Origin of the sequence: Anaeromyxobacter sp. Fw109-5, from assembly GCF_000017505.1 — a bacterium.
Taxonomy (GTDB): Bacteria; Myxococcota; Myxococcia; order Myxococcales; family Anaeromyxobacteraceae; genus Anaeromyxobacter.
Genome location: NC_009675.1, coordinates 994,937 through 1,010,150, shown reverse-complemented (window position 1 = coordinate 1,010,150; position 15,214 = coordinate 994,937). Strand labels below are relative to the sequence as shown.

Here is a 15,214-nt window from a genome sequence, read left to right as displayed (position 1 = left end):
CTGCTCTATCACGGCCGGGGCGCTCACCCGTCCTTCACTCCCTTCGCGCGCGCGTGGTGCCGCCGCGCCTTCGCCCGGTTGCCGCAGTCCTCCATCGAGCACCAGCGGCGCGTCCGCGCCCGGGTCTGATCGAGGAACAGCCAGCTGCACTCCTGGCTCTCGTAGAGGCCGCACACCCGCACCCGGTCGAGCTCCGCGCCCGAGGTGAGGAGCTCGGCGGCCGACTGGACGATGGGCCAGAGGGGCGCGTCGAGCGCCGCGCCGTCCTCCCACGAGAGCGCGAAGCCCTCCCCCCGGCGGGCGATCGCCCGGTGCGAGAGAGCGCGCGAGAGCGCGCCCGAGAGGAGCTCCACGTCGTCCGGAGCCGGCTCGCCGCCGTTCGCGCGCGCCACGAAGATCCGGTAGAGCGCCTCGCGGAGCGCGAGCGCCTCCCGGAAGGCGGCCTCGGCCTCGCGCGGCCGGCGCCGGGCCTCCGCGGCGAGCCGCCGGGCGAGCGGCTCGTCCACCGCTCCCGCCTGGAGCGCGAAGTCGACGAGCCCCGCGTAACCGTCGAGACGCTCCTTCGGCTGCACGCCGCGCATGCCGCCCACCGTGTTCGCGAAGTCGAGGCAGAGCCTGCCGCCCGAGAGGTCGAAGGGGTGGGGCGCAGCGTGAGCGGCGGGCTTCATGTAACCATCTTAATGCGACTTGACAGGTTAGGCGAGCGCCACCAACATCTAACCATCTCACGGCATCATGCCGGTTAGATGGAGGATGTCATGGCCCGTCCCGTGAAGCTGACCCTCTCCCCCTCCTTGCCGCAGGAGACCTGGCGCGCCCGCTGGCGGCTCGTCCGCGATCTCCTGGGCGGCGCGCTCGTCCTGGCCGTGTGGCTGTCGCTCTGGAGCTGGGTGGCGCTCGGCGTGGTCGGGCCGCTGTCGCAGCTCGCGGGGGCGGAGCGCGAGCGCGCGGCGGAGACGATGTGAGCGGCCGGGGTCGGATGATGCCGTGACGGTGGCGCGTGGCGCGGCGCCGCCGTCAGTCGTGCGGCGCCCCGCTGACGCCGCTCGCGGGGAGCACCACCCGGAACGTCGTCCCGCGCCCGGGCGTGCTCTCGACCGTGATGGTTCCCCCGTGCGCCTCGGCGATGCGCCGCGCGAGGGCGAGCCCCATGCCGACGCCACCCGTCCCCCGCGCGCGGCTGCGATCGGTGCGGAAGAAGGGCGTGAACACCCGCGACAGGTCGTCGGGGTCGATCCCGATCCCCTGATCGCGGACCTCGAGCTCGATCCCTCCATCGCGGGCGCCGGCGGCGAGCGCGACCGGCGCGGGCGGCTCGGAGTACTTGGCGGCGTTGTCGAGCAGGTTCGCGACGAGGCGGCGGAGGAGCGCGGCGTCGCCGTCGACGGCGGGGAGCGACTCCGGGAGGAGGAGGTCGAGCGTGCGGGCCGGGTGCGCCTCGCGGAACCGTGCCGCCGCCTCCGCCAGCACCACGTCGAGGTCCACGCGCGCCCGCGTCACGGGCCAGGCGGGGCCTCCTCCCGCGGCGAGGTCGAGCCGCGCGGCGGCGAGGACGTCCTCGACCAGCCGGTCGAGCTCGTCGAGGTCGGTCCCGATCTCGGCGAGGAAGCGACGCGCCCGGTCGACGTCGCCCTCCGCCGCGAGCTCGAGGGCCACGCGGATGCGAGCGAGCGGCGTGCGCAGCTCGTGCGACACGTTCGCGAGCAGCTCCTGCTCTCCGCGCACGAGCCGCTCCAGGCGCTCGGCCATCTCGTCGAAGGCCCTGCCGAGCTCGCCGACCTCCCCGCGCCCCTTCACCCCTGCGCGCGCCGAGAGGTCGCCCGAGCCGAGCGCGCGCGCCGCCACGGTGAGCCGCTCGATGGGCGCCGCGATCGAGCGCGCGAGCGGGATCGAGCCGAGCGCGAGCGCGGCGAGGACGGCGCCGATGAACGCGAGGCCCCGGAGCGGATCCGGCTCGCGCGGCCCGCCCGCGATGAGGAGCAGGCCGCCGTCCGCGAGCGGGACCGCGCGGCCGAACCCGTGCCGCCGCAGGCGGACCGGGCGGTCGCGCGGGGGGGACTCGGCGAGCCCCGGATCGAGCGGCGGCTCGACGCTGGTCGCGCGCAGCGCGCCGTCCGGACCGTACACCGACGCGTCGAGCCCGAACGACTCGCGCCAGCGGGCGAGCTCGTCGCGGAGGCGCGCGGGCTCGCCGGAGAGCTCTGCCACGCGGGAGGCGGCGTAGCTCGCCGCGCCGCTGCCGCGCTCGTGGAAGCTCCCCCCCTGCCGCAGCGCCCATCCGACCGAGGCGGTCGCGAGCGCGACGAGGAAGAGGAGCAGCAGGCCGTGCAGGTAGATCCGCCAGAAGAGGCGCCCGTGACGCCGCGCGGGCGCGGTCACTCCCCCTCCGCCGCGAGCAGGTAGCCGGCGCCGCGCACGGTCTTGATGAGGCGCGGGCGCTTCGGATCGTCGCCGAGCTTCTGGCGGAGCCGCGACACGTGGACGTCGATGGACCGGTCGAAGGCCTCCTCCGCGCTGCCGCCGGCGAGCTCCATGAGCTGCTCGCGCGACAGGACGCGCCCGGCGCGGCGCGCGAGCGCGTCGAGCAGCGCGAACTCGTAGCCGGTGAGCGCGATCTCGCGGCCGTCGAGCGTCACCCGCCGCGCCCCGGGATCGACGACGAGGCCGCCCACGCGCAGCGTCGACGCGGCCGGCCCGGCGCGGCCGCGCGCGCGGCGGACGATCGCCCGGATGCGCGCGAGCAGCTCGCGGGGCGAGAACGGCTTCGCGAGGTAGTCGTCCGCCCCCAGCTCGAGCCCGAGCACGCGGTCCGCCTCCTCGCCCCGCGCGGTGAGCACGATGACGGGCACGTCGGAGCGGGCGCGCAGCTCGCGGCAGACCTCGAGGCCGTCCTTGCCGGGCAGCATGAGGTCGAGCAGCACCGCCTCGTACCGGCCCGAGAGCGCCTCCTCGAGGCCGCGCCGGCCGTCGGCGACGTGCACCACGGCGAGGCCGTGGCCCTCGAGGTACTCGCGGGTCAGGTCGGCGAGCCGGCGGTCGTCCTCGACGAGGAGGACGAGATCGGGCGTCGTGGCGGTCACGCAGGGAGCTTAACGAAATCGGCGGCGGGTGCGGGGACCCGCTCGCCCCGTCTGTCGCGGGGCGGGCGGATCCGGGACGTCTACCGGTGCATCCGGCGCTCGAGCTTCTCGGCGAGCGTCGCCCGCTGCTCGGGCGAGAGGGCGCCGTGCACCTCGAGGCCGGCGTCCACCGCCTCGTGCGCGAAGGCGCGCATCGCGTCGGCGCGCTGGTCGACGAGCGCGTGGAGCGCCGCCGCGTCGGGCGCGTCGGACCGCCAGGCGGCGAGGAAGGCGGCGCGGTCCTCGGCGCGCGTCGCGTGCAGGTCCTTGCCCCGGGCGAGCATCCGGTCCTTGATCGCGTGGACCCTGTCCCGCTGCTCCGGCGTCGCCTCCACGTCGTCGAGGGCGTCGTCCACCCGCTCGGTCACGAACTCCGCCATGCGGGCGGGATCGTGGCGGTGGTGCCAGCTCCGGCCGAACCCCGCGAGGCCGACGACGCCGACAGCGAGGACCAGCCCGAGGAAGATCGTCTTGCGCATGTGCTCTTCTCCTCATTCCCGGCGCGCTGGCGCCGGCGCCCGGCGCCCGTTCCCGGCTCGCCGACGGTGCAGACGATGGCCCCCCCGCGTTGAGCGGGCTTGTTCGCGGCTTGAAGAAACGTTAACTCCTCGCGCCGAATGAGCCTCGCCGCCGGAAACGCGATCTCCCTCGCCTACGGGCCGAAGGTCCTCCTCGACGAGGAGACCTTCGCCATCGGCCCGCAGGACCGGATCGGCCTCGTCGGCGCGAACGGCACCGGCAAGTCGTCGCTCATGCGCATCCTCGCCGGGCAGCTCTCCCCGGACTCGGGCGAGCTGGTCTTCCGCCGGGGCGCGCGGGTCGGGTACCTCCCCCAGGACGTGGCCGCCCTCCCCGACCTGCCGCTCGTCGAGGCCGTCCTCGCCACCGTCCCCGGCCGCGCCGAGCTCGAGGTCCGGCTGCGCGCCGCCGAGGACGCGCTCGCCGCGGCGCGGGAGCCGGAGGAGCAGCTCGAGCTCTCCGGCGCGCTCGCCGACCTGCACGCCGCGCTGGACCACTTCGAGGAGCGCTTCGGCCGCCACCGCGCGGAGCGGATCCTGGGCGGCCTCGCCTTCACGGCGGGCGACCTCGCCCGCCCGGCGCGGACGTTCTCCGGCGGCTGGAAGATGCGCGCCGCGCTCGCCGGGCTCCTCCTCCAGGATCCCGACCTCCTGCTCCTCGACGAGCCGACGAACCACCTCGACGTGCCGACGCTCGAGTGGTTCGACGCGTTCCTGCGCGGCACGCGCCGGGCGCTGCTCCTCGTCTCCCACGACCGCGAGTTCCTGAACCGCCAGATCGACCGCGTGCTCGCGCTCGAGCCGGAGGGGCTGCGCGCGTACACCGGCGACTACGAGGACTACAAGCGGCAGCGCGCCCAGGAGGAGGAGCGGCTCCTCGCCGAGGCGAAGCGGCAGGGCGCGAAGCGCGCCCAGCTCGAGGAGTTCATCGAGCGGTTCGGCGCGAAGGCGACGAAGGCCCGCCAGGCGAAGTCGAAGGAGAAGCTGCTCGAGAAGATGGAGGAGGTGCAGGTGCTCGAGCACCGCGCCACCGTCCGCTTCCGCTTCGCCGAGGCGCCGCGCTCCGGGCGCGAGGTGCTGCGCCTCGAGGGGGTGCGCAAGGCGTTCGGGCCGCGGGTCGTCTACCGCTCGCTCGACGCGGCCATCCAGCGCGGCGAGCGGGTGGGCGTCATCGGCGCGAACGGCGCGGGGAAGTCCACCCTCCTCAAGCTCGTGGCGGGCGAGCTCGCCGCCGACGCCGGCGCGGTGAAGCTCGGGCACGGCGTGCTCGCCGGCTACTTCGCGCAGCATCATTTCGCCGGGGGGGAAGAGAGGCTCTCCCCCCCGGACCCCCCGCTCGCTCCGGCGCAGCCTCATCCGGCTACGCCTCCGCTCGCACGTGCCTCGGAAAGTTCCATGCGAACCCCGGGCGGGCTCGATCCCGACCGCACCGTCCTCGACACCCTCTGGGATCTCGTCCCCGACAAGGGCGAGGCGTACGTGCGCGGCGTCGCGGGCTCGTTCCTCTTCTCCGGCGACGACGTCGAGAAGCGGCTCGGCGTGCTGTCCGGCGGCGAGCGCGCCCGCGTCGCCCTCGCGAAGCTGCTGCTCGTCCCCGCCAACCTGCTCGTGCTCGACGAGCCGACGAACCACCTCGACCTCGACTCCTCGGAGGCGCTCATCGAGGCGCTCAAGGGCTTCGGGGGGACGCTGCTCTTCGTCTCCCACAACCGGAGCTTCCTGAACCAGCTCGCGACGGTGATCTGGGAGGTGAAGGACGGCGGCCTCCTGCCGTTCCCGGGGAACCTCGACGACTGGCTCTACCACCAGAAGGAGCTCGAGGCGGCCGCCGCGGCGTCGGGCACCGCCGGCGACGGCCCGACGCGCGCGGGGTCGTCGGCGGCCGCACCGCCCGCGAACGACAAGGAGCGCCGCCGCCTGGAGGCCGAGGCGCGCAACGCCCGCTACCGGCTGGAGAAGCCGCTCCGCGAGCGGATCGCCGCGCTCGAGGCGCGCATCGAGGCGCTCGAGCGGGAGGAGCGCGAGGCGACCGAGGCCCTGGCGGACCCGGCGCTGTACCAGGACTTCGCGCGCGCGAAGCCGCTCATCGAGCGGCAGCACGCGGCGAAGGAGGAGCTGGCGCGACTCTACGCGGAGTGGGAGACGGCGCAGGAGGAGCTCGCGGCGCTCCAGACGGGCAGCTGACGCGGGCCGCTCACCGCGGCCCGACGCGCAGCCCCGCGGCGAACCCCAGCCAGGCGCGCCGGACTCCGCCCGCGCCGAGGTCGTGCTCGAGCAGGCCGCCGAGCCCCGGGTGGAAGTCGCTCTCCGCCCAGAACATGCTCAGGCTCGGCCCTGCCACCAGCGCCGCGTACGGCGTGAGCTGAAAGCCCCCGAGCAGCCGCGCGGTGGCGAGCACGTTCGCGTCCTCGTCCACCACCTGCTGGGCCAGGAGATCCAGGTCGAGGAGGAACCGGCCGCGCGCCCGGTGCGCGCCGAGGCCGAGGCCGGACCAGAAGCGCCCGCCGCCGCTGGAGCGCTGCACGCCCGCGGTCACGATGGTGTGGAAGGTGCGGCTCCCGAGCAGGAGCCCGGTGGAGAGGATCCCGTTCTCGTCGCCCAGCACGAGGAGCTTGTGCTCGCCGTCGCGGACGAGCGGGAGGAGCCCCAGCGACACCCCGTCGACCCGGTCGGCCACGTTCACGAGGCCGAGCTGCGCGCCCCGCACGTGGCCGCCCACGTTGACGAGCCCGAGCTGCACGCCGCGCACGCCGGCGCCCACGTTCACGAGGGCGACCTGCGCCCCGCGCACCTCGCCGGAGACCGACGTGAGCGCGAGCTGCGCGCCCGACACGGACCCGGAGTAGCTCACCAGCCCGGACTGGAGCCCGGTCACCGCCCCCATCGCCCAGCTCACGCTGGAGTGCTGCCAGCCGACGGCGTCGCCCCGCACCAGGTTCAGCCCCTGCGTGAGCTGCACGCCGCGGAGCGAGCCGGCCACGTTCGCGACCATCCCCGCCTGCACGCCGGTGACGCGGCCGCGCGCCGAGCTCCCGATGTACGAGAAGAAGCCTCCCACCACGTCCTCGTCCGCCCACAGCACCGGAGCGATCCCGAGGCCCCGCAGCCGCGTCGTGCGCGACGCGATGAGGCCGAGCTGGAGCCGGTTCACGACGTAGCGATCGCCGTTCAGCGACACGGGCGGGAAGATCGAGAGGTCCACCGGCACGGCCGCGAGCTGCTCCACCGAGTCGCCCCGGAGCGCCGTCAGCTCCCGGGGCACCGCGGCGAACCCCGCCCCGGCGACCTCGGTCCGTCCGCCCTGCACGAGGGCGACGCGCGCCTCGACCAGGCGCCCCGCCTCCTCGCGCGAGATCCGGTAGCCGCCGGGATCGAGCGCGAGCTCCAGCGGCCGGCCGGCGTGCTTGCGCAGCTCGGCCACGAGCCGCTCTCCCGAGTCGCGCACGAAGAAGCGCCCCTCGGTCGCGGCGGGGAACACGAGCGTGGCGCCGGTACCGCGCAGGTCCGTCAGCACCACCTCCCCCGCCCCGACCAGCTGGATGTCCCAGACCGCGTGCTGCGGACCGCCCCGGGTCCGCTCCGTCCGCGCGAGCGTCTCCTCGAACGCGAACTGGTACACCTCCGAGAGCGTGACCTTCCCGTCCTGGCTCGCGTCGGCCGCGCCGCGCAGGCCCGTGACCAGCGCGTGCGTGAAGTACGACGCGCCGACCCGGTCCGACTCCTGCGACGCCTCGTCGGCCGAGCTCGAGGTGAGGATCACCTGGCCGCTCACCCGGGAGGACGCGTCCACGAGGAACGGCGCGGCGCGGAGGCCTCCCTTCCCGCGGGTGAAGGCGCCGGAGGAGCAGGAGTCGAGGATGGCGATGCGGATGTCCGCCCCGAGCCCCTCCAGCCAGCGGCGGAGCTCGGCGTAGGGGACGCGCGCGCCCCGCAGCAGCAGCCCCTCCTCGTCGGAGTGGCCGGAGTAGTAGAAGAGCACCTCGGTGCGGCCGCCGCGCCGCGCGCGCTCCACGCGCGACCGGAGCTCCTCGAGGGCGGAGCGCAGCCTGGCCTCCCCCGGGTCGAGGAGCACGATGGTGTCCTCGCCGGCGACGCCGCCCATCTGCTGCAGCACCCGCGAGACCCGCTCCGCGTCCGAGATCGCGTAGCGGAGCCGGGGGCGCGAGGCGCCGCCGTCGTTGGCGCCCGCGACGATCGCGAGCCGGCGCACGGCCCCGGGCTGCGCGCGCCCGGCGTCCGGCACCTCCTGGGCGGACGCGCTGCCGGCGCAGAGCACGGCGGCGAGCGCGAGGATGGAGCGAGTCATCTCGAGGCCTTTCATGACGACCCCCGCTCGCATCGAGCTGCGGCGGCGTTCGACGCAGGTGGGTGGCGCCATCACTTCACGAGGAGGAGCGCCCGCTGGTCGAGTCCGGCGGGGAGCGGGAGGGGATCCTGGCGGGCGCGGCCGGCCGCCGCGAGCCGGCGCGCCGCCTCCACCACGGTCGCCGAGTCGAAGGCGTTGTCCCCCGTCACGAGGAAGAAACGCTCGAACGCGGGGGCGTCATCCAGCAGGTAGGCGTGGGGGAGCGGCACCGCCCCCGCCTGGGCGAGCGGGGCGGCCGGGCCGCCCTCCTCGGGCCAGTGGAGCGTGACGATCCCGCGCCCGTCGACCGAGACCACGGCGCCGTACCTCCTGCCCGCCGCCACGTAGGAGAGCTGCAGCAGGTCGCCCTCTCGCGCCACCGCGCCCTCGCGGAGCTCCTCGGCGCCCCCGCCCCCGTGGCTGCGGTGCACCTCGAGGCGCGGCGCGAGCCCCTTCATCCGCGTGTCCTCGTCACGCCGATCCGGCGCCAGGTGGCCCCCGGGGATGCGCAGCACGAGCACCGCCGCGAGCGCGACCGCCGCGGCCACGGGGACGAGCAGCAGGGGCCGGCGCGCTCGCCGTCGCGCGGGCGCGCCGAGCGCGGCGCGGCGGCGGATCTCGCGGAGCGCGGGGCCCGGCGGGTGGGTCTCGCGGAGCAGGGCGTCCTCGCGCGCGAGCGCCTCGAGCCGGCGCTCGCCGCCCTCCGCCTCGAGCCGGGCCCGCACCCGCGCGGCCTCGTCGGGCGGGAGATCGCCGGCGTGGAGCCGCTCGACGAGGTAGTCGGGAGTGCGATCCGGGCTCATCGCTGCACCTCCTTCGCCGGCGCCCCGCCGGCCTGCTCCGCGACGCGCCGCCGGAGCCCGCCCAGCCGCTTGCGGACCGCGGCCGCGGTGAGCCCCACCTCGCGCCCGACCTCCTCGAGCGTGAGGCCGTCCACGTAGTGGAGCACCGCCATCACCCGGGTGGACTCCTGCTCGCGGCCCAGCAGGCGCGAGACCACGAGGCGCGACAGCGAGCGCGCCTCGGGCTCGTCCGACGCCGCGATGTCGAGGAGCGCCTCCTCGTCGCGGTCCTCCGGCTTGCGCCGCTCGGAGCGGAGCAGGTTCAGGCACACGCGGGTGGCGATGCGGAGGAGCAGGGACGAGGGGGCCTCGTCCCGGAGCCGGTCCTCCGCCCGGAGCAGGTTCACGAACGTGTCGTGCATGGCGTCCACGGCCTTCTCCTCGTCACGCAGGAGGCGGCGGCAGCGGCGCAGGACCATCGGCGCGAGGTCCCGGTAGTACGCGTCGACGTCGACCGCCACCCGCTCCCCTCTCTCGGCTCGTGGGCCGAACGAGCTTGTACCTCGAACCCGCTCCCCGCCGTGAGCGGCCGGGGGCCTCCATCAGATCCGCACGCCCGCGACGAACCCCAGCCACACGCGGGCGTAGCGGCCGGCGTCGAGCTTCCATCCGAGGTGCACGTCGGGCTGGTCCTCGTCCGACACGAACAGGTTCGCGGTCGGCCCGGCGTGGATCGCCATCCACTGCGTGGCCCGGTAGGCGGCCACCGCCCGCAGGCTGCCGAGCACCGCCTCGGCGGAGTCGCCGAGCGAGACCGCCTGCGCGACGAGATCCAGGTCGAGCGCGAGCCGCTGCGACGGCTCGAACCCGACTCCGGCGCCGCCGCCCAGGGTCCAGAGCGGCTCGCCCGAGCGCGGCTGGGCGTCGGGCTGCACGCCGGCGGCGAGGACGCCGTAGGCGCGGCGCCCGCCCAGCCGGACGCCCGCCGCGAGCGGCGTGAGCTCGGTCGCGTAGAGCTCGACCTCGTGCCGGCCGTCTCGCACGAGCGACAGCACCCCAACCGAGCCGTCCGCCTCGTCGGCCAGGTTGACGAGCCCCACCTGCGCGCCGCGCACCCGGCGAGCGACGTTCACGAGCCCCACCTGCGTCCCGGCCACCTCGCCGCCGACGTTCACGAGGGCGAGCTGCACGCCGCGAAGGCCGGCGGCGACGTTCACGGCGGCGGCCTGCACGCCGTCGAGCCGGCGCGCGAGGTTGGCGGCGCCGCCGAGCTGGACGCCCCTGCCGCCGGCGCGGACCACGTTCACGAGCTGCGCTGCCTGCACCCCCCGCAGCTCGCGCGCGACCGTGGTGATCGTCGCGAGCTGCACGCCGCGCGCGACGCCGCCCGCGCTCGCCGCGGCCCAGGTCACCTGCGCTCCGGTGACGTCCTCGTCGGCGAGGTGCACCGGCGCGAGCGCGAGGCCGCGCAGGACGGTGGAGCGAGCCACGACGCCGATGGAGAGGTGGTTCTTCACCCGCCCCTCGCCGTTCAGGCTGAGCGGCGGAACCAGGGAGAGATCGACCGGGACCTCGCGGAGGGCGGGCGCGGCCTCCGTGGAGGGCCCCGGGCGCGGCGGGCCGGCGAGAGCCAAGGCGGGCACCGCCGCGGCGAGCGCGGCGAGGGTGCGAAGCGGGAGCCGCATGTGCGTCGTTCCTTCCGTGATCGAGGGGCGATCTGCGGGGTCCGGAAGGAGGAACACCGCCGCTCGGCGCGAGCGCTACCGCCGGGCGCGAAACCTTCGCTCTTCTTCTCGATCCGGGCGATCTGCCGCAGCCCGCCGCCGGCGTGCTCCGCGCCGTCCCGGCGGGTCCGGTAGCGCGATCCCCGCGCCGCGGTGTTCCCCCCGGCACCACCCCAGCGCCGCACCTTCGCGGTCCACGGAGCGTCACACATGACGAAGTCCCTCTTCGAGCTCTTCACGCGCGCCGGCGCGGAGTGGGTGATGCTGCTCCTCGTCGGCCTGTCCGTCGCGTCGGTCGCGGTCATCCTCGAGCGGACCGTGTACTTCGCCCGCCGGCGCCGGGCGTGCCCGGACCTCCTCGCGCTGCTCCGGGACGGCAGGCTCGAGGAGGCGCGGGGCCGCGTCGAGCACCAGCGCGGCCTCGAGGCCGAGGTGGCGCGCGCGGCGCTCGATGCCGCGGACGGCGGCCCGGCCGCGGTCCAGGAGGCGGTGGCGTGCGCCATCGCCGAGCGCCGGCTCGCGTACGAGCGCGGCCTCTCCTTCCTGGGGACCCTCGGGAACAACGCCCCGTTCCTCGGCCTATTCGGCACGGTGGTCGGGATCATCCGGGCCTTCTCGGACCTCGCGGTGGGCGCCGCCCAGGGCGCCGGCGCGTCGGCGGTGATGTCCGGCATCTCCGAGGCGCTCGTCGCGACGGCGGTCGGAATCTTCGTGGCCATCCCGGCGGTGGTGGCGTTCAACGGCTTCCAGCGCTGGCTGCGCTCGCTCGTCACGCGCGCCGAGGCGGTCGGCCACGCCCTCGCCTCGCACCTCGAGCGCGACGACGTCCGCGCGGCGCGCGCCCGGCTCTGCCCGCCCGCGCGCGCCGAGCCCGACGCCCACGGCCGGGCCCCGCGCCGCCCCGAGCCTCACGAGTCGAAGGGCGCCGCCTAGCAGGGCGCAAGCCACCGGAGCTCGAACATGGCCGCCCACTCGAACGGCAGCGACGAGGCGATCACCGGCATCAACGTGACGCCGCTCGTCGACATCACCCTCGTCCTCCTCATCATCTTCATGGTCACCGCGTCGTACATCGTGAAGGAGGGGATCGAGGTCGACCTGCCCCGCGCCGCCCACGGCGGCGAGACGGTCGGCCCGACCCTGGCCTTCGCGATCGATCGGGACGGGAAGCTCTACCTGGACGGTCAGCCGGTCGGCCGCGACGCGGCGCGCGCGGCCGTGCGCGCGGCGCTCGCCAGGAGCGCCGAGGCGCGGGCGCTCATCGGCGCCGACCGGGCGGTGCCTCACGGCGAGGTGGTGTCCGTCATCGATCTGGTGAAGAGCGAGGGGCTGACGCGCTTCGCGATCCAGATCGAGCGGGACGCCTCGGGAGAAGGCGCGCCGTGACCTCACCTCCCTCCGACGGCTCGCCGCGGGCGCGCACGCTCGCGGCGATGGCGGTGGCCTCGCTCGCCATCCACGCCGGCGGCTTCGCCTGGGCGGCGCGGCTGGAGGCGCGCCCCGCCGCGAGGCCCGCGCCGGTGGTGGTCGAGTTCGAGGCCGCCCCCCCGCCCCCCGCCCCGGTCGTGCCCCGTCCTCCCGCGGCGCCGCCGGCGCCGCGCCGCGTGGCGATCTCGAGGCTGCCCCCGCCGCCCGCGGACCCGCCCCCACCGCCTCCGCCGAACGAGCCGCCACCGCCCGCCGCCCCCGCGGCGCGCGCGGTCCCGCGCGTCGGCGTGTCGCTCTCGTCGACCACCACCGGCGGCGCCTTCGCGGTGGGCGTCGGGAACACGCTCCACGGCAGGGCGTCCGAGATCGCCGCCGATCCGGAGGCGGTGAGGCCCTACTCCGCCCCGCGGACCTCGCCCGCCCGGCTCTCCGCGCAGCCGCGCCTGCTCGAGCGGCCGGAGATCCCGTACCCCGCGGACGCGCGGCGGGACGGGCTCGAGGGGCAGGTCGTGCTGCTCCTGCGGATCGACGCGGAGGGCCGCGTCGCCGCGGCGCGCCTGCTCTCCGCGCCGGGCCCCGCCCTGGGGGAGGCCGCCCGCGCCGCCGCGCTCCGCTTCCGCTTCTCGCCTCCCCTGCTCGAGGGCGAGGCCGTCGAGACCGAGATCCGCTTCACCTACACCTTCGTCCTGGAGTGAACCCCATGCGCCGCCCGCCCATCGTCTTGCTCTCGCTGCTCGGCCTCGCCGTCGTCGCCGCGGGCGCCGCCCCCGCGCTCGCGCGGGGACAGCCGCAGGAGACCGGCGTCCTCACGCGCGCCCCCGAGGTGATCCAGCCGGTCGAGCCCGAGTACCCCGAGGCCGCGCGGGCGGCCGGCCTGACCGGCGTCGTGATGCTCGAGGTCGAGATCTCCGAGACGGGCGAGGTCACCGACGCGGTGGTCACCGGCCCCGCCGGTCAGGGCTTCGACGAGGCGGCCCTCGCCGCCGCCCGGAAGCTCCGCTTCTCCCCCGCGGAGATCGACGGAGCGCCCGCGCCCGTCCGCATCGAGTACCGCTTCACGTTCTCGCTCTCCGCGCCGCCCGCCGCCCCCGCGCCGCCGCCCGTGAACCTCCTCGGCCGCGTGCTCGAGCGCGGCACCCGCCTCCCGGTCGCGGGGGCGATGGTGGAGGCGGGCGGCCAGCTCACCCACACGGACGGCGACGGCCGGTTCGCGCTCGCGGGCGTGGCGGACGGCGCGGTGCAGGTGGTGGTGACGGACGTCGACCACGTCCGCCTCGACTCGACCGAGACCATCGAGCCGGGGAACGCGACCCAGGTGACCTACTGGCTCCAGAAGACCGCCGCCCAGGGCGAGTACGAGGCGGTCGTGGTGGGCGAACGGGAGGAGAAGCAGGTCTCGCACGTCGCCATCGCGGCGGGGGAGATCCGGCGCGTGGCGGGCGCCTCCGGCGACGCGGTGAAGGTGATCCAGAACCTCCCCGGCATGGCCCGCTCCTTCCTGAGCGGCGAGCTGATCGTCCGCGGAGGCAACCCCCGGGACACGCGCGTGTACGTGGACGGCGAGGAGGTCCCGCAGGTCTTCCACTTCGGCGGCCTCACCAGCGTCTACTCGTCCGAGCTCCTGAAGGACGTGGAGTTCGAGGCGGGGAACTTCGGCGTCCGCTCCGGGCGGGCGATCGGCGGCCGCGTGAACCTCGTCACCCGGGATCCCGGCGAGCGGGCCCACGCGCTCGCCGACGTGAACCTCTACCACGCGACCGCGCTCTACGAGGGCCGGCCGTCCGAGGATCTGGGCATCGCGATCGCGGCGCGGCGCTCCTACGCCGACGCGGTGGTGACCCGCGCGGTCGAGTCCATGGACGACCCGCCCGGCGTGAGCACCGCGCCCCGCTACTACGACCTGCAGGCGAAGGCCGCGTGGAAGGCGACCGCCGACGACACCGTCCGCCTGGACGTGTTCGGCTCGGACGACCGGATGGTCCTGACCGGCGTCGAGGACGACCAGTCGCTCGAGGACATGGACTTCCTCGAGTTCGGCACCCGCTTCTACCGGGCCGGGCTCCGCTGGGATCACCGCGCCGGCGAGGCGACCCGGCTCCGCCTCGCGCTCGGCGGCGGCTGGCAGGACGTGGACGTCGACGCGGACGAGCGGTTCCGGATGCGGCAGGAGCTCTGGAGCACCCACCTCCGCGCGGAGGTCCATCACGAGCTCGCGCCGCGGGTGAAGCTCGTCACGGGCGTCGACGGGCAGTGGTACCCGAAGGTCCGGATCGAGGTGGACGCGCCGCCGATCCCTCCGCCGGGCCAGATCCTGAACCCGAACGCCGAGACCCGCCGCCTCGCCATGACCATGGACGGGGTCGAGGCGGGCGCGTTCGTGGAGGCCACCCTCGAGCCGGTCGACGGGCTCTTCGTCGTCCCCGGCGTCCGCGCCGACGTGCACCGCGCGCTCGCGGACCTCTCCTGGGTGGACCCGCGCCTCGCCGTCCGCTGGCAGCTCCGGCCCGAGACCGCCCTGAAGGGCGCGGCCGGCCTCTACCACCAGGCGCCGCCGCTGCCGTACGTCACGGAGGAGTTCGGCAACCCCGACCTCCACGAGGAGGGCGCCTGGCAGTACTCGCTCGGCGCCGAGCAGCGGCTCCTGCCGCGGCTGCTCCTCGACGTGCAGCTCTACTACAAGCGGCTCTTCGACCTCGCCCTCCCCTCCGACGGGGTGATCACGCGAGACGGTCAGCTCGTCGCCGAGCGCTACCGGAGCGCGGGCACGGGGCGCTCCTACGGCGCCGAGCTGCTCCTGCGCTGGGACCCGGACGGCCGCTTCTTCGGCTGGGTCTCCTACTCGCTCTCGCGCGCGGAGCGGGGCGAGCCCGCCGCGGCGGGGAGCCGGCTCGAGAGCGAGGGGGACGCCTACGATCAGCCTCACAACGTGGTCGCGGTGGGAACCCTCGAGCTGCCCGAGCTCTGGCACGGCCTCTCCGCCGGGTTCCGCGCCCGCTTCACGAGCGGCAGCCCGTACGAGCCCATCCGCGGCGCCGTGTACGACGCCGACGCGGATCGTTACGAGCCCATCCAGACCGGTGAGCTGTCGGGCCGCATGCCCCCCTTCTTCCAGCTCGACCTCCGCGTCGACAAGAAGTGGACGTCCCGCACCTGGACCTTCGCGGCCTACCTCGAGGTCCAGAACGTCACCAACCGCGAGAACCCCGAGGCCGTCGCCTACAGCTTCGATTACTCGCAGCGCGGCTGGTACTCCGGCCTCCCGCTCTTCCCCTCCTTCGGCCTCCGCGCCGAGTACTAG

At 75.6% G+C, this 15,214-nt stretch carries 14 protein-coding genes; 6 read left to right on the top strand and 8 right to left on the bottom strand.

Annotation, left to right across the window (positions count from 1 at the left end; translation table 11 throughout):
* Nucleotides 1-23 precede the first annotated feature (23 nt).
* A complete protein-coding gene (locus tag ANAE109_RS04515) occupies nt 24-668 on the bottom strand; it encodes an ABATE domain-containing protein (RefSeq protein WP_011985198.1) in 645 nt (214 codons plus the stop codon).
* 90 nt (nt 669-758) lie between these two features.
* On the opposite strand from ANAE109_RS04515, the gene ANAE109_RS04510 reads away from it, so the two are divergent.
* Nucleotides 759-965 carry a hypothetical protein gene (locus ANAE109_RS04510; RefSeq protein WP_011985197.1) on the top strand — a complete coding sequence of 69 codons (207 nt, stop codon included), beginning with the start codon at nt 759-761 and terminating at the stop codon, nt 963-965.
* Nucleotides 966-1,017: 52 nt separating this feature from the next.
* Here the strand turns inward: ANAE109_RS04510 and ANAE109_RS04505 are convergent, their stop codons facing one another.
* The 3 genes from ANAE109_RS04505 to ANAE109_RS04495 all read right to left on the bottom strand — a co-directional run bounded on the left by ANAE109_RS04505 (nt 1,018) and on the right by ANAE109_RS04495 (nt 3,598).
* Nucleotides 1,018-2,379: a cell wall metabolism sensor histidine kinase WalK gene (locus ANAE109_RS04505; RefSeq protein ID WP_011985196.1), complete on the bottom strand. Its 1,362-nt coding sequence runs from the start codon at nt 2,377-2,379 to the stop codon at nt 1,018-1,020.
* Nucleotides 2,376-3,080 (bottom strand): response regulator transcription factor, encoded by a 705-nt coding sequence (locus ANAE109_RS04500; protein WP_011985195.1) that lies wholly within the window; start codon nt 3,078-3,080, stop codon nt 2,376-2,378. The genes ANAE109_RS04505 and ANAE109_RS04500 overlap by 4 nt, the downstream gene beginning before the upstream one ends.
* A gap of 80 nt (nt 3,081-3,160) precedes the next feature.
* Nucleotides 3,161-3,598 (bottom strand): Spy/CpxP family protein refolding chaperone, encoded by a 438-nt coding sequence (locus tag ANAE109_RS04495; RefSeq protein WP_011985194.1) that lies wholly within the window; start codon nt 3,596-3,598, stop codon nt 3,161-3,163.
* 138 nt (nt 3,599-3,736) lie between these two features.
* Between ANAE109_RS04495 and ANAE109_RS04490 the strand changes: the two genes are divergently transcribed.
* Entirely contained in the window at nt 3,737-5,821 is a 2,085-nt protein-coding gene (locus ANAE109_RS04490; RefSeq protein WP_011985193.1) for an ABC-F family ATP-binding cassette domain-containing protein, read from the top strand.
* Nucleotides 5,822-5,831: 10 nt separating this feature from the next.
* Here the strand turns inward: ANAE109_RS04490 and ANAE109_RS04485 are convergent, their stop codons facing one another.
* From ANAE109_RS04485 to ANAE109_RS04470, 4 genes are all read right to left on the bottom strand, one after another.
* Entirely contained in the window at nt 5,832-7,943 is a 2,112-nt protein-coding gene (locus tag ANAE109_RS04485) for a caspase family protein (RefSeq protein WP_041448833.1), read from the bottom strand.
* A 71-nt stretch (nt 7,944-8,014) separates the two neighbouring features.
* Nucleotides 8,015-8,785: a hypothetical protein gene (locus ANAE109_RS04480; RefSeq protein ID WP_011985191.1), complete on the bottom strand. Its 771-nt coding sequence runs from the start codon at nt 8,783-8,785 to the stop codon at nt 8,015-8,017.
* Nucleotides 8,782-9,285: an RNA polymerase sigma factor gene (locus ANAE109_RS04475; protein ID WP_011985190.1), complete on the bottom strand. Its 504-nt coding sequence runs from the start codon at nt 9,283-9,285 to the stop codon at nt 8,782-8,784. Before ANAE109_RS04475 ends, ANAE109_RS04480 begins: the two co-directional genes overlap by 4 nt.
* An 81-nt stretch (nt 9,286-9,366) precedes the next feature.
* A complete protein-coding gene (locus tag ANAE109_RS04470) occupies nt 9,367-10,449 on the bottom strand; it encodes an LA_2272 family surface repeat-containing protein (protein WP_011985189.1) in 1,083 nt (360 codons plus the stop codon).
* 249 nt (nt 10,450-10,698) lie between these two features.
* Here ANAE109_RS04470 and ANAE109_RS04465 point away from each other — a divergent pair, with 249 nt between their 5' ends.
* The 4 genes from ANAE109_RS04465 to ANAE109_RS04450 are packed head-to-tail and all read left to right on the top strand — an operon-like array spanning nt 10,699 to nt 15,214.
* A complete protein-coding gene (locus tag ANAE109_RS04465) occupies nt 10,699-11,421 on the top strand; it encodes a MotA/TolQ/ExbB proton channel family protein (RefSeq protein ID WP_011985188.1) in 723 nt (240 codons plus the stop codon).
* A gap of 27 nt (nt 11,422-11,448) precedes the next feature.
* Nucleotides 11,449-11,874 carry a biopolymer transporter ExbD gene (locus ANAE109_RS04460; protein WP_011985187.1) on the top strand — a complete coding sequence of 142 codons (426 nt, stop codon included), beginning with the start codon at nt 11,449-11,451 and terminating at the stop codon, nt 11,872-11,874.
* Nucleotides 11,871-12,611 carry a TonB family protein gene (locus tag ANAE109_RS04455; RefSeq protein ID WP_011985186.1) on the top strand — a complete coding sequence of 247 codons (741 nt, stop codon included), beginning with the start codon at nt 11,871-11,873 and terminating at the stop codon, nt 12,609-12,611. Before ANAE109_RS04460 ends, ANAE109_RS04455 begins: the two co-directional genes overlap by 4 nt.
* A gap of 5 nt (nt 12,612-12,616) precedes the next feature.
* The gene (locus tag ANAE109_RS04450; protein ID WP_011985185.1) at nt 12,617-15,214 is read left to right on the top strand and encodes a TonB-dependent receptor domain-containing protein; all 2,598 of its coding nucleotides are present in this window, start codon (nt 12,617-12,619) and stop codon (nt 15,212-15,214) included.